Annotated in this window: 18 protein-coding genes; 6 read left to right on the top strand and 12 right to left on the bottom strand. The window is 63.5% G+C overall.

All coding sequences use genetic code 11. The features are described from left to right. Window positions 1-41: 41 nt before the first annotated feature. The 6 genes from JFN90_RS10750 to JFN90_RS10725 all read right to left on the bottom strand — a co-directional run bounded on the left by JFN90_RS10750 (window position 42) and on the right by JFN90_RS10725 (window position 7,112). Window positions 42-2,012, bottom strand: coding sequence for a hypothetical protein (locus tag JFN90_RS10750; RefSeq protein ID WP_199395119.1), 1,971 nt, complete (start codon window positions 2,010-2,012; stop codon window positions 42-44). Next, window positions 1,984-3,096 (bottom strand): hypothetical protein, encoded by a 1,113-nt coding sequence (locus tag JFN90_RS10745; protein ID WP_199395118.1) that lies wholly within the window; start codon window positions 3,094-3,096, stop codon window positions 1,984-1,986. The genes JFN90_RS10750 and JFN90_RS10745 overlap by 29 nt, the downstream gene beginning before the upstream one ends. After that, window positions 3,093-3,563 (bottom strand): hypothetical protein, encoded by a 471-nt coding sequence (locus tag JFN90_RS10740; protein ID WP_199395117.1) that lies wholly within the window; start codon window positions 3,561-3,563, stop codon window positions 3,093-3,095. Before JFN90_RS10740 ends, JFN90_RS10745 begins: the two co-directional genes overlap by 4 nt. A gap of 9 nt (window positions 3,564-3,572) precedes the next feature. Beyond that, a complete protein-coding gene (locus JFN90_RS10735; RefSeq protein ID WP_199395116.1) occupies window positions 3,573-4,148 on the bottom strand; it encodes a hypothetical protein in 576 nt (191 codons plus the stop codon). A 19-nt stretch (window positions 4,149-4,167) separates the two neighbouring features. Beyond that, window positions 4,168-4,713, bottom strand: coding sequence for a hypothetical protein (locus tag JFN90_RS10730; RefSeq protein WP_199395115.1), 546 nt, complete (start codon window positions 4,711-4,713; stop codon window positions 4,168-4,170). Window positions 4,714-4,790: 77 nt separating this feature from the next. Further along, a complete protein-coding gene (locus JFN90_RS10725; protein WP_268898653.1) occupies window positions 4,791-7,112 on the bottom strand; it encodes an OmpA family protein in 2,322 nt (773 codons plus the stop codon). 375 nt (window positions 7,113-7,487) lie between these two features. Here JFN90_RS10725 and JFN90_RS10720 point away from each other — a divergent pair, with 375 nt between their 5' ends. The 3 genes from JFN90_RS10720 to JFN90_RS10710 all read left to right on the top strand — a co-directional run bounded on the left by JFN90_RS10720 (window position 7,488) and on the right by JFN90_RS10710 (window position 11,541). Further along, window positions 7,488-8,768, top strand: a complete 1,281-nt coding sequence (locus JFN90_RS10720; protein ID WP_199395113.1) for a TolC family outer membrane protein — start codon at window positions 7,488-7,490, stop codon at window positions 8,766-8,768. 103 nt (window positions 8,769-8,871) lie between these two features. After that, entirely contained in the window at window positions 8,872-9,546 is a 675-nt protein-coding gene (locus JFN90_RS10715; protein ID WP_199395112.1) for a transglutaminase-like cysteine peptidase, read from the top strand. Between the two features lie 18 nt (window positions 9,547-9,564). Further along, window positions 9,565-11,541 carry a bifunctional diguanylate cyclase/phosphodiesterase gene (locus JFN90_RS10710; RefSeq protein WP_199395111.1) on the top strand — a complete coding sequence of 659 codons (1,977 nt, stop codon included), beginning with the start codon at window positions 9,565-9,567 and terminating at the stop codon, window positions 11,539-11,541. Here JFN90_RS10710 and JFN90_RS10705 read toward each other — a convergent pair. Next, window positions 11,534-11,854, bottom strand: coding sequence for a hypothetical protein (locus JFN90_RS10705; protein WP_199395110.1), 321 nt, complete (start codon window positions 11,852-11,854; stop codon window positions 11,534-11,536). The two genes, JFN90_RS10710 and JFN90_RS10705, sit on opposite strands and share 8 nt — an antisense overlap. Window positions 11,855-12,021: 167 nt before the next feature. Between JFN90_RS10705 and JFN90_RS10700 the strand changes: the two genes are divergently transcribed. From JFN90_RS10700 to JFN90_RS10690, 3 genes are read left to right on the top strand one after another with little or no spacing between them, the layout of a single operon-like run. Next, entirely contained in the window at window positions 12,022-14,196 is a 2,175-nt protein-coding gene (locus JFN90_RS10700; protein ID WP_199395109.1) for a type I secretion system permease/ATPase, read from the top strand. Between the two features lie 13 nt (window positions 14,197-14,209). Further along, window positions 14,210-15,568 (top strand): HlyD family type I secretion periplasmic adaptor subunit, encoded by a 1,359-nt coding sequence (locus tag JFN90_RS10695; RefSeq protein ID WP_199395108.1) that lies wholly within the window; start codon window positions 14,210-14,212, stop codon window positions 15,566-15,568. 4 nt (window positions 15,569-15,572) lie between these two features. Continuing rightward, complete coding sequence (locus JFN90_RS10690; protein WP_199395107.1) at window positions 15,573-16,190, top strand: helix-turn-helix transcriptional regulator; 618 nt, start codon at window positions 15,573-15,575, stop codon at window positions 16,188-16,190. A gap of 62 nt (window positions 16,191-16,252) precedes the next feature. On the opposite strand, the gene JFN90_RS10685 is transcribed toward JFN90_RS10690, so the two are convergent. The 5 genes from JFN90_RS10685 to JFN90_RS10665 all read right to left on the bottom strand — a co-directional run bounded on the left by JFN90_RS10685 (window position 16,253) and on the right by JFN90_RS10665 (window position 19,850). Then, window positions 16,253-16,873 carry a CAP domain-containing protein gene (locus tag JFN90_RS10685; RefSeq protein ID WP_199395106.1) on the bottom strand — a complete coding sequence of 207 codons (621 nt, stop codon included), beginning with the start codon at window positions 16,871-16,873 and terminating at the stop codon, window positions 16,253-16,255. Further along, a complete protein-coding gene (locus JFN90_RS10680) occupies window positions 16,870-17,145 on the bottom strand; it encodes a hypothetical protein (protein WP_199395105.1) in 276 nt (91 codons plus the stop codon). Before JFN90_RS10680 ends, JFN90_RS10685 begins: the two co-directional genes overlap by 4 nt. Before the next feature lie 232 nt (window positions 17,146-17,377). Further along, window positions 17,378-18,079 carry an amino acid ABC transporter permease gene (locus tag JFN90_RS10675; protein WP_199395104.1) on the bottom strand — a complete coding sequence of 234 codons (702 nt, stop codon included), beginning with the start codon at window positions 18,077-18,079 and terminating at the stop codon, window positions 17,378-17,380. A 58-nt stretch (window positions 18,080-18,137) separates the two neighbouring features. After that, a complete protein-coding gene (locus JFN90_RS10670; protein ID WP_199395103.1) occupies window positions 18,138-18,842 on the bottom strand; it encodes an amino acid ABC transporter permease in 705 nt (234 codons plus the stop codon). A gap of 186 nt (window positions 18,843-19,028) precedes the next feature. Then, a complete protein-coding gene (locus JFN90_RS10665) occupies window positions 19,029-19,850 on the bottom strand; it encodes an ABC transporter substrate-binding protein (RefSeq protein ID WP_199395102.1) in 822 nt (273 codons plus the stop codon). Between the last annotated feature and the right edge of the window lie 30 nt (window positions 19,851-19,880).

Genomic DNA, 19,880 nt, shown 5'->3' with positions numbered 1-19,880 from the left:
GGGCACTGGGGCGCGTGCGACCCGTGCGACATTTCTTGCCGTTAGAACGGCCGATCTAGACGGTTGGGCTCCTTGACCAGCTTGGTGAAGTTGGAGTTCTTCTGAATCTCCTCCAGGTAGAAGAGCTTCAACAGGTTGTGGGTCGGGTGGTCGGGGTTTCGCTGCATCTCCTCGCGCATGCTCTGGAACGACGCCACCAGCTGGGTGTCCGAGGGGGCGTCCGCGGTCGCGGTGCCGGCAAAGAGCTTGTCGATGGCGGTGATGTAGGCGAGGCTCGCCGTCGCCGTCTCGGGACGCTGCGCGCTCACCCACTTCTTGATGGCCGGGGACTGCTTGATGCGGCTCGCCAGCGGCAGGTAGTAGTCGAGGTACAGGTTGTAGCGCCCATCCTTCTTGAGCGTGGCCGAGGTCTGGCGCACCTCGCGCAGGGAGAGCGGGAACAGCTCGGCCGAAAGCAGCCGGTGCGTGAACCACAGGTTGTAGGCGCCGTTGTCGGCGCTGAACTCGCTCACCTTGCGGTAGGCGTAGGAAACCTTGTCGCTCGCCTCGAAAGCCCCGAAGTAAGCGGAATCGGGGATGACGTCGTTGAAGCCCCTACCCTGCTGAGCGGTGAGGAAGTTCAGGTAAGAGTTGAGCGCCATCTGCATCGAGGTGGCGTAACTCTGGATGCTCTGCGAGTCCTGGGTCGTGTTCAGCTTCACCAGGTAGTAGTCGCCCGTCCACAGGGCGAGCTCCATGACGGCGCGCCAGAGCCGGTGCGCCGACTTGAGATACAGCTCGCGGCTCTGGTAGCCGGCACGCTCCCACCCTCCCGCGGAGTACGGCGCGATGTCGTTGAAGATCGCCATCGACTTCAAAAGCGCGCTCCGCCCCTCCTGGTCCGGCAGGGTGGCGAAGAACTTGTAGGCGGCCGCGTTCTCGTTGTCGGCCAGGCGCGGGATGGCGAAGCTGGTCATGTCCAGGTAGTCCACCGCCGCCATGACCACGCCGCTCGACCTCGGGCCCGCCGCCCACTTGAAGCAGAGGTCGTTGTAGGTCCTGGCCCGCTCGTAGGTCTTTTGCACCGCCTCGGTCATCCCCTCGGCGTCGAGCTTGGCGCTCGCCACCTGCTGCAGGCGCTTGGACTCGATGGCGGCAACGGTGAAGTTCAACCGGTAGCGGTCCGAGTCGGGCGCGCTCAGCCCGTCCACGATGCGCTGCACCAGGGTCTTGGTGTACTTCCCTTCGCTGTCCTTCTCGCCGAGATTGCGGTCGTTCATCATCACGAACAGGGGGCCCAGCGCATTCAGGCCGTCAAGCTTCCGCGCGATGATGGCCCGGTTCACCACCAGGCTGATCAGGTTTCGGTAGTAGAAGGGGGTGTTGGTGGGGACGCTGCCGCTGGTCGCGCCGGTGGCAATCTCGTTCTTCTCGATGTAGAGGATCGACCCGTTCCAGATGCCGTAGACCTGGGTCACGAAGTCGTCGGCGTCGTCGCGCTCAAGGGCCTGCAGCGCCTTCACCATCCCGGACCAGTAGGCGATCTCGGGCATGGAGGCTTTCCCCTTCAGGCTCTCCATGGTCTTGGCCGCGGCGGCCAGGCTCTCGGGGCTGTCGCTTTGCAGGTAGTCCACGGTCTGGGCGATGGCCAGGCGCAGGTAGTCGCGATCGCGGAAAAGCTGCGGCTGTTCCCCCTTCTGCCCCGCCACGAGCTTGCCGTTCCAGGTGGCGATGTAGGAGGCCAGCGTTTCCCCGACCTCCTGGTCGCGCTTTTCGCGCCACTCCTTGATCTCGTTCTTGTCCCAGTAGGTGAGCTCGTAGGCAACGTCGAGGTAGGGCCCCCACTCCTTGACTTGGGGAGCGGCAGGGGGCGCCACGGCCGCCGCCTTGTACTGCTTCTTGGCCGGTGCAGCGTGCTTCTTCTTTGGGGCACCCCAGGAAGGGGCGGCCGCCATCAGCAGGCACAGCAGGCAGCAGAAGATGAATGCGATGATCCGTCTGGCGTCAGTTCTTCTTAAGGCAGTCGTAGGCATAATCCAACTCCTCGCATCGCTGGGATGGCTCTCGTCCCCTGGACGGGTAGATCATGAGGTTGAAGGACGATACGCGTTTGGTCCCCTTGAACTGGAACTCACCTTTGTCACTGGTGCAGCTTGCGCGCGCTCCCACCACGCTCAAGACCGCCTTGATCGCTTCCTCCTGCTGCAGCGCGCTGTCACAGATCTTGAGGCTCATCAGCGAGATCCCGCGCGCCAGTGCGACTTCCGAGCCCCCCGCTCCGCTTCCGGCGGGGCTCTTGCTGCGCTGCCGCGCCGTCAGAGGCTGCGCCCCCTTGGGCTCCTCGATGGTCACTTCCGGTGCGCTCCTGACCGCCGCTACTCGCGGTGCCGGCGCGCTCCCCCCCACCTCGACGGCGCGGGTCGGGCGCTGCGGCCGGGCGACCGGGTCGTCGGCGAGAACCGCGCTCGCCGGCCCGCCGCGCACCCGGTAGATGTAGGTGCTCTTGGGCGTAGGCCGCCCCCCCACCTCTGCGCTCCCCGCTTCCCTCCTGAGCCTCGTCGCCGGGACCCGCGCGCTGGCGGCGCCGTGCTGTTCGTCGTAAGCTTCCGCCCCCTTGCGCTCCCGCGCGACCGCAGGGTAGAGGGCCACCTCGGAGCCGCTTTGGTAGCCGTAGGAGCGGGCCACCGCCGGGCGCGGCAGCTCGGCTGGGTAATCCACCTCGTGCCGCAGCGGCGCGTGCCCCGCGCGCCCTCCCTCACCGGCATGCTCCCTCCCCGGCTCGGGGGGACGGTACTGCGGCGGCTTCAGGTCCAGGGCGTACACGGTGCGCGGCTTTTGCTGCGCGACCACCGGTTTCTCCACGGGGGCGATCTTTTTGGGGTGCGCCGGGGGGGCCTTCAGCTCCAACCGGCTCACGTCCATGATGGTGCGCTTGCCCACCGGCGCCCCCGGCATCTGGAAACGGCTCACGCACAAGACCACCAGGATCAGCGCCGTCACCACCGCCAGGCGCAGCCACCAGGGGATCGGAGGGCGCAGCTCGTGCTCGGCGCAGACCAGGACGTGTTTCAGGCGCGTCCCGCCGTGGCCGCAGGCGTTCTGGATGCGCAGCGTCATGGCCCATCCCCGTTGCGCGAGGTGTGCACCACCGCAAGGCCGTTGGAGCTCCAGTACTTACTCACCACCGCCGCCGCGGAGAGGAGGTCGCTGCTGTAGGACTCGGGCAACGGCACCACGACCGGACGCGGCTGTTCGCGGTTTTCCTGCAGGTGCTTCAGCGTGGAGCAGAGCTCGTCATAGGAGAGCGGGTCCGTGCGCGCCGCCTCCTTGCCGCGCACGATGTGCGCCAGCCGGTACGGTTTGGCTCCGTGCTTTTCCACCAGGAGCTGGTGGTAGTCCGGGTTGGACTGCATCGCCACCAGTTCGGGGCTCTTCGCCACCACCGGGGCGGGAAGCTGCATTTCCGCCACCTGGCTGCTGGAGGTGTCCATCCGGGACATCTGGGTGAAGACCAGGAGCAGCAAAAAGGCGACGTCAGTGAACGAGATGAGCCACTGGTTCCGCGAAGTTCCCACCGAGCGCATGGTCCCCTCCTAGATCTTCACCTGCAGGCCGCGGTTGATGGAGCGCTTGGCGATCACGTCCAGGCCGACGCAGGTCGCCTGCAAGAAGACGTAGTACATGAGCGCGAAGTAGGTGGACCAGAGCTTGGTCCCGATGGCGCCGTTGTTGATGGCGCCCCCCGGGTCGCCGGTGTAGAGAAAGATCACGATCATCCCCGCCACCGTCCCCCATAGGCCAATCGGGGGCAGCAGGTTCGCGCACATGTAGATCCGGTTCACGAAGGTGCCGTTGAAGTTGTTCTGCGCCACCTCGCGGGTCGCGTCGTAGAGGAACTCCTTGGGGGCCGCCGCACCGGTGGTGTTGTCGCTTTGGCTGGTGGCCCAGAGCATCTTGGCAACGCTCTCGGAAAGGGTGTCCCCGGGAGTGGCGTGCTGGTCCTTGACGCTGTCCAGGTGCTTGTGGTCCAGCGCCTTGGCGTGCTGGAAAGCCCGCACCGCGAGGATCATGGCGATGATGAAGATGCTGGTGGTCAGGGTGAGAGAGACTCTCAGCGACCAGATGTTGAAACTGTTGGGGTTGATGGTGATGAGACCCAGAATGTCCATGGCGGCGGCTCCTTGGCGGTTATTTCTTGGCGATGCGTGCCAGGTCGGTGTCCAACTGGCGGATGGCTTCGTCCAGGGTGGTGGTCTTGCCCTGGATCTGCACCGACATCTTCTGGTAGGGAGCGTAGAGCTTCTTCATTTCGGTGATGACGCTGCCGGCATCGTCGCGGTAGTTGAGCACGATCAGAAGGCGCGTCTTCACCAGGGCAATTTCGGCGGAGAGCTGGGTCATCTCGTTGTTGGAGCCGTCCACCGCCTGGGTCACCAGGTAGTCTGCGTGCCGTCTCAGGTAGTCGTCGAGGGGGGCCTGCAGCTGCGCGGCGGTCTTGGTCTCGCCGCTGGCGATGAAGTGCTCGGCGAAGTTGAGCATGACCAGGAGGTCCTTCTTCACCGTCTGCAGCCTCAGTTCGAGACCCAGGTCGCTTGCCTGCTCGGTGGGCGCTTCTTGCGGAGGGGGGGCGGGGGGCTGCGCCTCGGCGGCGAAAAGCGCCGGCGCGGCCAGAAGAGACACCAATCCCGTCACTACGACAGCCTGTTTCCATCGCAATGCAATACCGTGGTCCATGTCAGACTCCTCCTTACGGATGAGCTACTTAGAGCATGTATCGTGAGCCGCTGCCGGGTGCGCGCCTGCGCTTTTGGTCAGGGGCCTATGTGGTGACTGCTTCTCGGCTTGATGTTGATCCTCAACCCGGTATCGGTTTTGAAGCTGCGGTAGGGGATGATTTCCTCCCGGCCGGCATCGAGGGTGATCTGGAGGTGGTCGGGGAATTCTCTGAAACGAACGTTGGTGAGGTCGAATTTCTCCACCGGCGCCTTGGGAAGGCCGATGCCGTTCACCGCACCGTAGAGGTCGATGACCAGGCTGTAGGGCTCCACCATGGTGATCAGGCTGAACTCGTTCACCTTGCCGCTCGTGTACAGGCTGAGGCCGTCCTTGTCGATGGTGATGCCGGTCAGGGCGATCCTGCCGTCGGGAGCGGGGGTGGGGGTGGTCGCCTTGAGCACGAAGGGCGCCTCATCGGGAGCCGGAGCTTCGGGCTCCTGCTTTCTGAGCGCGGAGGCGACGGATGCTGCTTCGGCAGCGGCAGCCTGTTCGGGCGCGGCCGGCGCGGGGGAGGTGGCGGGAAGCGCGGTCGGCGCTGAGGTGACGGGGGTATCGGATGTAGGCTGGGCTGCCTGTTTCATTCTTTGCGCCGCCGGCAACTCGGGCGGCGTCGGTAGCGACGCGACCTGGGCGGCCGGTGCGGCTCCCTCGATCAATGGAGCGGCGGGGGGAGCCAGTTGTGCCGCCGGGATCGCCCCCGGCGCCGGTGACGCCTGCGCTGCTTGCCGCGGCGGCTGGTCCGGGTAGACGGCCGGGCTTTGCGCCTGGCGCTTGGCCTCAGGAAGCGGAGGGGGCGCGGTCCCCTCCTTTAGTTCGGGTGCTGCCGGCTGGGGGAAGAAGCGTGCCGCCTCGTCCCCCTTTCTTTGTGCTGCGGGCAGGGATGCCGCGCCGGCGGCCATGGCCTCCGGCGCGGTTACCTGCGGGAAAAAACGTGTTTCGGGTTCGCCCTGGCGTTGTGCAGGAGGAACGTCGCTGTCGGCGACGTTACCTTGCGCTGGCACCAGGGCTAAGGGCTTTTTTCCAGTGGCACCTTTCTTTGCTGCGGGCTTCTTCGCCGCGGCCTTGGGGGCTGCTGCCGGCTGGGCTGCCGCTCCCTGCGGGGCACCGTTTTTCTCGCACACGAGGTTGGCCTCGATGCGGCGGTTCTTGGCGCGCCCCACGGCGGTCTTGTTGGTGGCCACCGGGCGGGACTTGCCGTATCCCTTGGCGGTGAGCCGCTTGGGATCGATGTTGAAGTTCTTGACGATGTAGTCGCGCACCGACTGGGCGCGCCGCTCGGAGAGCCTCTGGTTGTAGGGGGCGCTGGCGGTGCCGTCGGTGTGCCCCGAGATCTCGCCGTGGGCCTCCGGGAACTCGTTCAGGAAGTCACCCACGGTCTTCAGCTCGGCGTGGTACTGCGGCTTCACGTTCCACTTGTCGGTGTCGAAGTTGATCATCAGCACCGCGGGCTGGTTGCAGAAGCGCTTCTCCGCCTGGGTCGGCTGGGCCACCATGACCGAGGCGTTGGCGGAAGACGTACCCCCTTTGCCCTTGCAGGTGACGGTGTAGATGGTGTCCGCGGCAGGCGTCACGGTGGTGGAGCCTTTCACGGCCACGCTGCCCAGGTCGGGACGCATCTCGCAGTTGTCTGCCCCCTTGCTCTGCCAGGTCAGCACCGACTTCTCACCCTTCTTGATGCTGTCGGGTGCGGCGGCGAGCGAAACCTCGGGAGCGGCCACCGGTACCGGGGCCGGCGCCGGAGGCGGCACGGTCAGATTCAGGGTCGGCTGCACCGCGGGGATCGGACGCGCCACCGGTTCGGGTGGCGGCGGCGGGGGCGGGAGCTTGGCGACCGGAGGAGTGACGCCGAAGGGGATGTAGATCCCGGTGGTGTACTCGATGGCGTAGTGGTCGATCTTGTTGTCGAGGAAGACCCCTCTCACGTCGCCGCGCCAGGCCATGTCCTCGGTCACGAAGTACTTGAAGCCGGCGCCGAGGTCGAAGGACCCCTTGGTGTCGGACTTAAGCTGGGTCGCGGCGTAGCCCGCGGCGATGTTGGGCACGAACTTCTCGTCGGGTCTGAAGTTCCACAAGAGGTCCGCGCCGTAGCGCAGGAAGTCGGTGTTGCTGTCGGCGAGCGTCGAGCGGGTCTTGGCGTAGTCGAAGAGCGCTTCCGCCTCCAGGTTGCGGGTGAAGTTGTAGCCGGCGCGCAGGCCGAACACCGGCGCGGTTTCAAGGTGCTGCTCCCCGTCAAAGGAAACCCCACCGATCATCGGGGATATCGAGAATGTCCCCACTCTGTTGCTTGCCGGACTCCCTCCTGGTGGAGCGTCGGCTGCTGCCGACGTACCGGGACGGGAGGCGAGAAGCAACGTCATCGCCATAATCATCAATGCATGTCGTTTCAAGTCTTCTTCTCCGTTTCAGTTGAATTAGATTGCATTAAAAAACTGCTTTACTCTCATACGCTTGCGAAAATGTACTATTAAGCTACTATTAAATCCCGCCGTGTCAAATGGCATCTGATTCTTTATATTTGGCTCGCGGCCGGACACATATTAATCACAAAAAATAATATTTGCAAATTTATTATCGCAACATAATATGTGTATCGACATTAGCAACTACACGGTATATAATGCATCTAGCTCGTATACATTTACCGTTTTTAATTTGCTGCTATTAAATATGAGACCACAGGAAGGTATGTTATGCCACGAAACCAGAGATTAGTGACAGTATTGGCATTGGGGATGTTGGTATCGGGAGCCGGGGCCGCCCAGGCGGAGACGCTCCAGGACGCGGTGCAGTACATGCTCCGCTCGAACCCCGAGGTACGGGCGCAGTACTACAATAAGGTGGCGCGCGAGAGGGAAGTGCGCCAGGCCAAGGCAGGGTACCTCCCCACCATGGACGTCTCGCTGGCCGCCGGGGTGACCCGTCAGCACGAGCCGACCTTCGGCACCGCCTACCCCAACACGGCGATCGTCAGCGTGCGCCAGAACGTGTTCCGCTTCTTCGGCACCCAAAGCGAAGTGGAGCGCCAGGAGGCCCGTGCCCGCGCCCAGCAGTACCAGCTGGGAAATTCCGCCGAGAACAACGCCCTTTTGGCCTCCAAGGTGTACTTCAACGTATTGAAGAGCGAGAAGCTCCTGGCGCTGGCCCAGGAGAACCTCACCAACCACCTGCGCATCCACGACCAGGTGAAGTTGAGAAGCGAGTCCGGCGTTGACCGCCGGGCCGACTTCGAACAGGTCAAGGGGCGCGTGGCACTCGCGGAAAGCAACCTCGCCGCGGCCCAGGCCAACCTCTCGGACAGCCTGGCCGACTACCAGGCCGTCATCGGCTACCTCCCCGGCGAACTGACCGACCCCCAGTCGGTCGGGCCGCGTCTCCCCAGGAGCAAGGAAGAGGCGGAGGAACTGGCCGTCTCCGGGAACCAGGCCCTCAAGTCCGCCCGCGAGGGGGTGCAGGAGAGAACGGCGCAGCACGAGGCGGCCAAGAGCCTCCTTTACCCGAGCCTCGACGTGGCCCTCGACTACCGCTGGCTCAAGGACTACAACGACCTCCCCGGCCAGCGTGAGGAGTTCCTGGGCACCGCCACCCTCACCTTCAACATCCTGAACGGCGGCTGGAACAAGGCGCGCATCGCCCAGACCCAGAGCGAGGTGTACGAGGCGCAGGAAATCGCCGAGAACACCAAGCGCCAGACGGTGCAGTCGATCCGGCTCTCCTGGGAAGCCAACCGCTCCGCGCAGGAGCGCATCAAGTACCTCGACGACTACGTGAAGGCCGCCGCCCAGACCGCGGACGCCTTCGCCGCCCAGTGGTCCATCGGCAGAAGGACCATGTTCGACCTCCTCGACACCCAGGCCGAACTGATCAACGCCAAGGCGAGCCTGGTGAACGCACAGTACGACCAGCGCTACGCCGAGTACCGGGTCTTAAACGGCATGTCGCGCCTGCTGCCGACCCTGGGGCTGCAGCCCCCCGACAACGCCGGCCGCGTCACCACGGCCGCCGGAACGCCGTAGACTATCCCGAGAGCGCACTGTATGATAGAGCCCCGGATCGCCGCTACCTTTAAGGACGGTCCGGGCTTTTTTTTAAAGAAAGGGCATCTGCGCCGGGATCAACGTGGGTATCTACCTGAAACGACTGACATCGCTCTCCCTGACCGCCTTCCTGGCGGCGCTATTGCTTGCCGGCACCGTTCTCCCTGCCGGCAACTTCAGCGTCGACCGCTCCGTCCTGCAGCAGGCCGAGAAGAAGTACGGCAGGGAAGCCTTGCGCCGCCTGACCGCCTGGGAAGAGCTCATCGCGCGGGACAAAAGCCGCGCCGACCGGGACAAGCTCGACAAGGTAAACCGCTTCTTCAACGAGCGGCTCCGCTTCGACAGCGACTGGGACGTCTGGGGGGTCGAGGATTACTGGGCCACGCCCATCGAGTTCCTGGCCAAGGGGGCGGGGGACTGCGAGGACTTCGCCATCGCCAAGTACTTCACCCTGAAGGCGATGGGGGTGGAAGACGACAAGCTCCGCATCACCTACGTCAAGGCGCTGCGCTTCAACATCCACCACATGGTGCTCACCTACTACAGCACGCCCGAGGCCGAGCCGCTTGTGCTCGACAACCTGGTCGATTCCATAGATCATGCGTCCCGGCGCAGCGACCTGGTGCCCATCCTGAGCTTCAACGGCTCCGGGCTGTGGCTCGCCAAGCAAAGGGGCATGGGCAAGGCCGCCGGCAAGTCGAACCGGCTGAGGCTGTGGCAGGATCTTCTTCAAAAGATGTCCGAGAACAAACTGTAACGGACCAAGGGTAACCCTATGACACTGTACCGACAGCTCATCATCTTCACCGTCGTGCTCTTCCTGTTCCTGTTCACCGGCACCTGGTATGCGAAGCTCGCCAATACCCGCACCTTCCTGACCAACCAGCTCGAGTCCCACGTGCAGGACACCGCCACCTCGCTCGCCCTCTCCATCTCCCCGCACGTGGCCCAGAAGGACCTCACCGTGGTGGAGGGGATGATCAGCGCCCTGTTCGACCGGGGCTACTACCAGAAGATCACCTTCGCCGACCCGCGCGGCAAGGTGCTCATCGAGCGCACCCTCCCGGTCCGGGTCGAGGACGTGCCACAGTGGTTCGTGGCGCTGGTGCCGGTGAAGACCCCGGAGGCGGTCTCCGACGTGATGGCGGGGTGGAACCAGGGCGGCAGCATCCTGGTCAAGAGCCATCCCGGCTACGCCTACGCGACGCTTTGGAGCGAGGTGATCAGCATGACCGTCTGGTTCGCCGCCTGCGCGGCCTTCCTGCTCCTCGCCGCGGGGATCGGGCTCAGGATCCTCTTGAAGCCCCTGGCCGCCGTCGAGCGCCAGGCGGACGCGCTGTGCCGCAAGGAGTACCAGGTCCAGGAGTCGTTGCCGCGCACCCGTGAGTTCAAGAGCGTGGTGGAGGCGATGAACCGGATGACGGTGAAGGTGAAGGAGATGTTCGAGGAGCAGGCGGCCCGGGCCGAGGGGCTCCAGGAGCGCGCCTACCAGGACCCGGTCACCCTTTTGGGCAACCGGCGCCTGTTCGAGAGCCAGGTCAACGCGGACCTCGGTCGGCAGGAGCATAACGGCTGCGGGCTGCTCATCCTGTTGAGGATCCACGGCTTGGACGCCTTGAACCAGAAAAAGGGGCTGCAGGCCGGCGACGAGCTGTTAAAGCGGGTCGCCACCCTTTTGAAGAGCTCGCTGACCGCCTATGCCGACACCGCGCTTTCCCGACTCACCGGCGGGGACTTCGGCATCTTCCTCCCCGACGCCTCCCCTGTCGAGGGGGGGATCATCGCCACCGAGATCGCGGCGCAGTTGGGCCGGGTCGCCATGGAGAAGATCGCCCTCACCGACAACATCGGCCACCTGGGTGTCGCCACCTACCAGGGGGGCACCACCCTGCCGCGGCTTTTGGCCGAGGCGGACCTGGCGCTCTCGGCGGCGCTGCAAAAGGGTGCCAACGGCTGGGAACTGCGGGCGGTGACGGGGGAAACAGAGACGCTGCCGCAGGGGCAGCAGCACTGGAAGGACGCCCTGGTGCGGGCGCTCGAGGAGAGGCGCATCACGCTCGACGCGCAGGGGGTGATCGGCAACGGGCCGGGGCGCAAGCTCATCCAGTTGGAGCTCTTCGCGCGCATCATGCAGGAGGACGGCAAAGCGTTGGACGCCGCCCTGTTCATGCCGGTCGCGGAGCGGCTGAAGCTCGTTTCCGCCATCGACCGGATGGTGATCGAGGAGGCGTTGAAGGTCGACTACCGCCGCCTCGGGGTGGAGCGGGTCGCCATCAACCTTTCCCCCACCTCGCTCGAGGACGACGCCTTCCGCAGCTGGCTCTACGCCTTTTTAAAGGCGCTTCCTGCCGGTGCGCCCCACGTGAACTTCGAGTTCTCCGAGTTCGCCGCGGTGCAGCACCTGGACAGCATCCGGGAGTTCGCCGCCGCGATCAGGGCCTGCGGCCACGGCATCGGTCTCGACCACTACGGCCGCAGTTTCTCGAAGCTTGGCTACCTGCAGTCCCTGCACCCGGAGTACGTGAAGATCGACCGGGCCTACACCGGGGAGCTCTCCGGCGGGGAGAACGACAGCAGGTTCTACGTCGCCTCGCTGTGCAGCGTGGCGCACAGCATCGACATCAAGGTGGTGGCCGAAGGGGTGGAAAGCGAGGCCCAGGCGGCGATCCTGAAGGAGCTCAACCTGGACGCCATGCAGGGATACTTCTTCGGCAGGCCCCAGCCGCTCTCCTCCTACCCTACCGTCAGATGATGTCGTGCACCAGGAGGTCGGTGGAGGAGATCTTCTCGCGCAGGCTCTGGCGCGCCTTGATCCTCTGCTGCGCCTGTTCGGGGAGTTCGGTGAAGTTGATCAGGTTCTTGCGGACCAGGAGGTCGACCAGGTCCTCGATGACGCGCACGGTGGCCGCGTCGGAGAAGGCGAGCGCCTCTCCCCAGGCCCCCGCCTCGTTCAAAAAGGCGAGCACCTCCTCGTCCATCGGGGGTTTTTGTTCGGTGGCCGACGCGGCGGGGCTTTTGTGCAGGGCGACGATCTTGCCCTCGCCGTCTCTTTCTACATAAAACATGGCGTATCCTTTCTCTTACCGGCTCGATGACAGTCATTCAGACAGTGGTACTGACACAGGACAACAGCCGCAAGTATAACGCAAAACGTTTACCAATGTGAAAAGTATTATGCTAGAATATTTCACCTTCATTTGAGCGGGCCCCCTTACAGCTAAGAGGATCGGACGTGCCAGAGACTGAAAACCGAAAGTTGGAAACACAGTGGAACGTGGGCGAGGATAGCGACCGCCACGACGACCCCCTTCTCGACTCGCTGCTCCTGGTGGCCAAGCTGCACGGGCTGCCGGCGTCGCGCACCGGGCTCACCGCGGGGCTGCCCCTGGTGCAGAACCGGGTCACGGTGGAGCTTTTCCCCCGCTGCGCCGAGCGGGCCGGGCTCTCCTCCCGGCTGGTAAAACGCCCCCTGGAGCGGATTTCCAAGCTGCAGCTCCCCGCCATCCTGCTTTTGCACAACCGCGAGGCCTGCGCGGTGGTGGAGCGGATCCCGGAAAAAGACAGCTTCAGGATCCTGCTCCCCGAGGCGGGGACCGGCGAGAAGACGGTGACCCGCGCCGAATTGGAGAAGCTCTATACCGGCTTCGCCATCTTCGTGCGCCCCCGCTACCGCATCGGCAAGTCGACCAGCGTCACCCGCGAGGAAGGGAAAGGGAACTGGTTCTGGGGGGCCATCACCTCCTCCTGGCGCATCTACCGCGACGTACTGATCGCCTCCTTCCTGATCAACGTCTTCGCACTGGTCAGCACCTTCTACATCTTGAACGTGTACGACCGGGTCATCCCCAACAGCGCCTACGAGACTCTCTGGGTCCTCTCCATCGGCGTCACCGTGGTCTACTTCTTCTCGATATTGATGCAGGGGCTGCGCGGCTACTTCGTGGACGAGGCGGGCAAGAAGGCCAACCTGAAGATCTCCTCGCTGCTCTTGCAGCGGGTCCTGAACCTGCGCCTGGAGGCGCGCCCACAGTCGATCGGCTCGTTCTCCAACAACTTGAGGGAGTTCGAGACCATCCTCGACTTCATCACCTCCTTCTCCATCACCGCCGTCATCGACCTCCCCTTCGTGATCCTTGGGCTCATCGTGATCTGGTACATCGGCGGCGGCGCCATACTCACCATCTTCCTGGTCAGCATCGCACTCATGCTCATCTACTCCGCCTGCATCCAGGCGCCGCTGCGCCGGGCGGTGGAGAATACCTTCGCCGCGTCGAGCCAGAAAAACGCCATCCTGGTCGAGGGTCTCGCCGGGCTGGAGACGGTTAAGATGCTGGGGGCGGAAAGCCACGTGCAGAGAAGCTGGGAGGACGCGGTCAGCTACATCTCCACCTGGAGCGCCCGCTCCCGCTTCATCTCCTCCTCGGTGAACCATGTCGCCTTCCTGGTGCAGAACCTGGCCGTGGTCGCCCTGGTGATTGCCGGGGTGTACGCCATCGCCATGCGCGAACTGACCCAGGGCGGGCTGGTGGCGCTGGTAATCCTGTCCCGGCAGGTGGTTGGGCCGGTGGCCCAGGTGGCCAACCTCGCCACCCGCTACCATCGCGCCAAGGAGGCCTACCGCGCCCTCGACGACATCATGAAGCTCCCGGTGGAGCGTCCGGCCGGCAAGACCTTCCTGCACCGCCCCCGCTTCAAGGGGGGGATCGGGGTGAAGGGGCTCGTCTTCGCCTACCCGGGCCAGACCGTGAACACTCTCAACAACATCTCCCTGCAGATCGCCCCGGGCGAGAAGGTCGGCGTCATCGGCCCCATCGGTTCCGGGAAGACCACGCTGGGCAAGCTCCTTTTGGGGCTCTTCGAGCCGGCCAGCGGCATGGTCACCATGGACGATACCGATCTGCGGCAGATCGACCCGGCGGAACTCAGGCACTACGTGGGTTACGTCCCCCAGGACATCTCGCTCTTCAAGGGGACCGTGCGCGAGAACCTGACCCTCGGGGCGGCCGACATCGACGACCACGCCATCATGCGCGCGGCGGACCTGGCCGGCGTCGGCGAGTTCGTCAAGAAGCACCCCATGGGCTTCGACATGGAGGTGGGCGAGTTCGGCCGCGGCCTTTCCGGCGGGCAGCGCCAGTGCGTGGCCATCGCGCGGGCGCTCCTTTTGGACCCGCCGGTCCTCGTCTTCGACGAGCCGACCAGCAACATGGACAGCCGCGCCGAGATACGGCTCAAGAACCACCTGGCGGAAAGCGCCCGGGAAAAGACCATGGTCCTGATCACGCACCGTGCCTCGCTCCTGGAGCTTGTGGACCGCATCATCGTCATCGACAACGGCACCGTGATCGCCGACGGACCCAAGGCGACTGTCCTCGAAGCGCTCCAGCGCGGCCACCTGAACATCTAGCGGAGAATACGAAGTGGAGATAAAAACAGCCCAAAAAAAGGTAAATGGGGTATTTCGCAGGATGCCCGAGGACGACGTCGACTACGTCACCGACATCAGGACCTCGATCCTGGTGCAGACCCCGCGCGGCGGGCGGGCCATCCTCTGGGCCACGCTGGCGCTCTTCGTCATCTTCATCGGGTGGGCGGCGGTGTCCGAGGTGGAGCAGACCACCAGGGGCGAGGGGAAGGTGATTCCCGCCAGCCAGGTCCAGGTGATCCAGAACCTCGAGGGGGGGATCCTCTCCGAACTGCACGTGAAGGTGGGCGACACGGTCAAGAAGGGACAGCTCCTGTTGAAGATCGACGAGACCCGCTTCGTCTCCTCCTTGGAGCAGAGCCAGGCGAAATCCGGCGCCGACAAGGCCAAGGCGGCCCGCCTGCGCGCCGAGGCCGCCGGCAGCGGCAGCTTCTCCATGCCCAGCGACGTCCCGGCCAGCGTCGCCTCCAGCGAGCGCGCCCTGTTCGAGTCGCGCCGCTCCGAGCTGAAGCACTCCCTCGAGGTGAAGCAGTCCCAGGTCGAACAGCGCCAGAGCGAGCTCAGGGAGCTGAACACTCGGCTGCGCGAGCTGAACCAGACCTACACCCTGTACCAGAAAGAGATCAACATCACCAAGCCCCTGGTGGCCAAGGGTGCCGTCTCCGATATGGAACTGTTGCAGCTTGAGCGCAAGGCAAGCGAGATGAAGGGGGAAATCGAAACCATCAAGCAGTCTATCCCGCGCACCCAGGCCAAGATCGACGAAAGCTACGCCGCCATGAAGGAGCTGCGGCTCAACTTCTCCAACAAGGCCAAGGTCGAGTACAACGACACCGTCGCCAAGGTCGGCGAAGAAACGGCCTCGTCGCTGGCGCTCAAGGACCGGCTGGACCGCACCCTGGTGCGCTCCCCGGTGAACGGAACCGTGAACCGGATCCTGGTCAACACCATCGGCGGCGTCATCCAGCCCGGCATGAACATCGTCGAGATCGTCCCCACCGAGGGGACCCTGCTCATCGAGACCAAGATCAAGCCGGCCGACATCGCCTTTTTAAAGCCGAACCAGAAGGCCACGGTGAAGTTCAGCGCCTACGATTACACCATCTACGGCGGACTGGAGGCGCGCCTGGAGCAGATCGGCGCCGACAGCATCACCGACGAGAAGAACAAGGAGAGCTACTACACGGTGACGCTCAGGACCGACCGCAACTACCTCGGCACCAAGGATAAGCCGCTCCCCATCATCCCCGGCATGGTGGCGACGGTGGACATCCTGGCCGGCAAGCGGACCATACTCTCCTACCTCTTGAAACCCATCCTGAAGGCGAAGTACTCGGCGTTGCGCGAGAGGTGATTACATGCTGATGCTGCTGGCAAGTGCAAACGAGTCCCTGTCCAAGCGGTGGCAGGGGCTGGTCGCGGAAGGAAACCAGGCGCGGCAATGCCGCACCCTCGGCGAGCTGAAGCAAGTTGCCTCTCAGGGTGAGGTCGAGCTGGTGCTTTTGCATCGCGAGTTGGTGGACGCGACCGCCTGCGCCGAGCTGCGCGCCGCGGCCCCCCATGCCCGGCTTTTCCTCCTCTCGGACCGTCCCGACTCCGAGGAGGGTCTCTCCTTCCTGAAGGTGGGCATCGTGGGCTACGCCAACAGCTACATCGCCCGGGAGAACCTCCTGGAAGCGCTACGGGTGATAACTGGCGGGGGGGTGTGGCTGGGACAGCAGGTGATCCAACAGTTGATCCTGGAAGCCGCGCACAACGGCGCAGGTAAGGCGAGGGATTGCGAAAAGCTTATGGGGCCCCTTACGCCGACCGAGCGCAGGGTGGCCGAGATGGTGGCGGCGGGAAGGACCAACCTCGAGATCGCCGCCGACATGGGGATCGTGGAGCGCACCGTGAAGGCCCACCTCACCTCCATCTACGGCAAACTCCCCGCCGGTAACCGGCTAAGCCTCGCGCTCCTGGTCAACCAGGGGTAGCTGCAGCGGCGAGGGGGACTGGCACCTGCGGAGCCAGTCCCCTGTGCCAGGTCGCGCCGGCGTTACCGGTTCTGGAAGCCGCCGGCCAGGTCCATGACGCAGATGGTGCGGTAGAGCGGATGCGGCCCACAGGCGGCGCCCATGGTCCCGAAGGAGCGGTCGAAGATGTTCTTTCGGTGTCCCCGGTCCGCGACCCCGTCGTCGATGATCAGCCCCATCACCACCTGCCTGGCCGTGTCCGGCCCGTAGCTGATGTTCTCCCCGAACGACGAGCGCCAGGAGCCGTACTTCGCAATCCGCTGCTTCATGTCGCCGCGCTCGTCGTGCCCCGTTTCCCCTGAAGCCGTCTGTTCCCGCACCAGGTCCGCCGCCGCCTTCGCCAGCCCCGTCGACCAGGACAGCGCCGGCAGCGGGCGCTGCCGTGACAAAAACTGCACTGCCTCGTCCAGAGCCCCCTTCCCTTCCGACGTCATCACCATGTTCAGCGATCCCGGCAATCGGTACGCGTTACCGACGAAGCTCTTTTTGAAATTGCGGATGTATTGCGCATAGCGCTGCGGGTTCTGGCGCGCCGCGTTGGTTTCAGCCAGGATCTGTTGGCCGAGGTCGGCAGGTTCGGCGCAGGCCGCGGCGCAGGTGAGCAGGAGCAGCAGGGATGATAGCGCCAAGGATTTGCGGATCATTTTTTCCCCTCCAAAAGAGCCAGCCTCGTCTCGAACACCTTGAGGGCATCCGCCAGCGTCGCCTCGATGTCGTCGCCATACACAGTGAAGTAGAGGTAGTTGCCCGAGTAGTGGTGCCAGTTGAGATCCTCGACCAGAAGCGGCTCCAGGTAGCGTTCCATCTTCTCGTAGGGGTAGAACTGGTCCCCGTTGGGCCATGTGCGCCGCAGTTTCTGCGCCTGGTTTTCCGTAAGCGGAATGCGGTAGCGAACCGAAACGACCTGAACCTCCATGAAGCGCCCCTCCCATTGACAGTCCTGACCCAAAACCCTGCAAACCCTGTAGGGGCGAATAATCATTCGCCCCCCTGAACAGACCATAGGATAAGCGACCCCGCCGCCGATGACAAGGCCCACATCGCCCTCACCCCACCCCTCTCCCAGGGGGAGAGGGAGCCCGGACAAAAAAACGCCCCCCAAGGCAAGCCAAGGGGGGCGTTTCTAAAATCCGGTACAGCTGCGGAAACTAGATGGACTTCCTCCACGCCAGCCGCCCTTCCAGCCAGCGCGAGAAGCTGGTGAAAGCGAAGCAGAGCACGAAGTAAACCGCCGCGATGAAGATGAAGATCTCGGTCGGGAAGGCCATGGTCCGGTTGTTGATCTGGGTGCCGACGTGGGTCAGCTCGGAAACCCCGACGATGAAGGCGAGCGAGGTGTCCTTGATCAGCGACACGAACTGGTTCACAAACGACGGGATCATGTTCCTAAGCCCCTGCGGCAGCACGATGTAGAGCATCGCCTGCCATGGCTTCAAGCCGGTCGAAATGGCGGCCTCGGTCTGCCCCTTGGGGATCCCCTGGATGCCGGCGCGTACGATCTGCGACATGTAGGCCGAGGTGAAGATGGTGAGCCCCATGATGACCGTGGTCGCTTCCGGCACCGTCTTGCCCATCAGGGCCGGCAGCAGGAAGTACATCCAGAAGATCACCATCAAGAGCGGGATACCGCGCACCGCGTTGATGAACAGGTTCACCGGGTGGCGGATCACCGCGTAGCGCGACAGGCTCAAAAGCCCCAGGATCATCCCCCCGAAGAAGGAAAGGACGCAGGAGACCACCGCGAGGTACATGGTGAGCCCGAGTCCCCCCAGAGGCCCGTTCGGGTAGCGCCCGATCATGAAGTAGGTGAAGTTGTCTATGATTACCTGAAAGTTGAGTGCTTCTTCCATTTTGTTCTCCGTTTCCCGCGTGAAAATCCGCCGTTTTCGTTGCTACCTGGTCGCCCTACTAGGCGCGTTGCGGGTTGAGCACCTTCTTGTTGTACAGGTCCATGAGCGCCGTGATGACTACGGAGAGCCCGAGATAGACCACGGTGGCGGCGGTGAACGCCTCGAACCCCTTGAAGGTGTAGCTCTCGACCTGGCGCGCCTGGTAGGTGAGCTCCATGACCCCGATGCTCATCGCCAAGGAGGAGTTCTTGGCGAGGTTCAGGAACTGGTTCACCAGCGGCGGGATGGTGATGCGCACCGCCTGCGGCAGGATGATGTACTGCATGGAACGGAGATAGGAGAAGCCGGCGCTCCTGGCCGCCTCCATCTGCTCCTTGGGAATGGAGAGGATGCCCGACCTGATGTCCTCGGCGATGAAGGCCGAGGTATAGATGGTGAGGGCGATGGCGGCCGCGGCGAATTCGAAGTTCGTGCTGTTCAACCATTCGTTGACCGCCGCCGGGAGCACCTTGTACGAGCCGAAGTACCAGAAGAAGATCTGGACCAGCAGCGGCGTGTTCCGGAAAAACTCCAGGTAGGCGGTGGCGATCCAGCGCACGGGGCGGTAGTGGCTCATCTTGAGGACGGCGATCAGGAGTCCCAGGATGAAGGCGCAGACAATGCCCACCACGGAGAGCTCCAGGGTGACCTTGAGCCCGGAAACCAGCCATTCGAAATACTTGCCGGAGGTGACGATGGACCAGTCAAATGTGTACTTTAGCACGTGAAACCCCTTAGAGGCAGGTTGAGACTAAGATTAAGACTGAGATTAAGACTGAGATAAAGCTATCAGGTAAATGTCTTTTCTCAACCGGGTCCCGCTCTTCAACCTGGTTTACTGTTAAACGGCAGGTCAAGGCTGAGACAAGGTTTTTCTTAACCTTATCCTCAACCTTAACCTGTTTCTTCATTACTTGTCCGCTACGATCTTGAAAGTCCGCTTGAGCTGGAAGTCGGTCCCTTTGCCGAACCACTTCTCGAAAATTTTCTTCGCTTCGCCGCTCTTCTCCATGTCAAGGATGGTCTTGTTCACGAAAGCGATGAACTTGGCGTCGTCCTTCCTCATGCCGAGACCGTAGGGCTCATTGGAGATCTGGACGTTCGGGATCTCGAACTTGGACTTGTTGGGTGCCTTGGCCAGGATGCCGGCCAGGATCGCCTCGTCGGTGGTCACCGCCTGCACCTTACCCTGCTGCAGGGCCAGGAACGCCTGCGGGTAGTCGTCGAAGGAGAGCACGGTGGAGGTCGGCAGGGCTGCCTTCACGTTCTGCTCGGAGGTGGAACCCTTGGCGGTGCCGATCTTCTTGCCAGCCAGGTCCTTCAGGCTCTTTACTTTACCCTTCACGGTGATGAACTTCTGACCGGTGGCGAAGTAGGTGTGGCTGAAGCCGATCTGCTTGGCGCGCTCCGGGTTCTTGGTCATGGTGGCGGCGATGATGTCGATGTTGCCTTCGGTGAGCTGCGGCATGCGGGAAGCGGAGGTAACCGGCTTCAGTTCGACCTTCGCGCCCAGCTTCTTGGCGATTGCTTTTACAAAGTCCACGTCGTAGCCCACGATCTCGCGGCTCTTCTCATCTACGTAACCAAAAGGAGGGAGGGAATCCTTGACACCGGCAACCAGGACGCCTTTCTTCTTAACTTCAGCAAGGGTATCGGCGGGAGCCGCGGCCATCGCCTTACCGAAAGAACCCAACAGGGCCAAACCCATAACAACAGCAGCCAATCTTTTCACAGTACTCTCCTTTTGATTTCAGTATTAACA

It is taken from the genome of Geomonas propionica, from assembly GCF_016458235.1.
GTDB lineage: Bacteria > Desulfobacterota > Desulfuromonadia > Geobacterales > Geobacteraceae > Geomonas > Geomonas propionica.
This window is presented reverse-complemented; position numbering and strand designations above follow the sequence as displayed.

Coding starts and splice junctions, on each gene's coding strand:
- JFN90_RS10750 (WP_199395119.1), bottom strand. CDS start 2,012: ATGCCTACGACTGCCTTAAGAAGAACTGACGCCAGACGGATCATCGCA.
- JFN90_RS10745 (WP_199395118.1), bottom strand. CDS start 3,096: ATGACGCTGCGCATCCAGAACGCCTGCGGCCACGGCGGGACGCGCCTG.
- JFN90_RS10740 (WP_199395117.1), bottom strand. CDS start 3,563: ATGCGCTCGGTGGGAACTTCGCGGAACCAGTGGCTCATCTCGTTCACT.
- JFN90_RS10735 (WP_199395116.1), bottom strand. CDS start 4,148: ATGGACATTCTGGGTCTCATCACCATCAACCCCAACAGTTTCAACATC.
- JFN90_RS10730 (WP_199395115.1), bottom strand. CDS start 4,713: ATGGACCACGGTATTGCATTGCGATGGAAACAGGCTGTCGTAGTGACG.
- JFN90_RS10725 (WP_268898653.1), bottom strand. CDS start 7,112: ATGACGTTGCTTCTCGCCTCCCGTCCCGGTACGTCGGCAGCAGCCGAC.
- JFN90_RS10720 (WP_199395113.1), top strand. CDS start 7,488: ATGTTGGTATCGGGAGCCGGGGCCGCCCAGGCGGAGACGCTCCAGGAC.
- JFN90_RS10710 (WP_199395111.1), top strand. CDS start 9,565: ATGACACTGTACCGACAGCTCATCATCTTCACCGTCGTGCTCTTCCTG.
- JFN90_RS10705 (WP_199395110.1), bottom strand. CDS start 11,854: ATGTTTTATGTAGAAAGAGACGGCGAGGGCAAGATCGTCGCCCTGCAC.
- JFN90_RS10690 (WP_199395107.1), top strand. CDS start 15,573: ATGCTGATGCTGCTGGCAAGTGCAAACGAGTCCCTGTCCAAGCGGTGG.
- JFN90_RS10685 (WP_199395106.1), bottom strand. CDS start 16,873: ATGATCCGCAAATCCTTGGCGCTATCATCCCTGCTGCTCCTGCTCACC.
- JFN90_RS10680 (WP_199395105.1), bottom strand. CDS start 17,145: ATGGAGGTTCAGGTCGTTTCGGTTCGCTACCGCATTCCGCTTACGGAA.
- JFN90_RS10675 (WP_199395104.1), bottom strand. CDS start 18,079: ATGGAAGAAGCACTCAACTTTCAGGTAATCATAGACAACTTCACCTAC.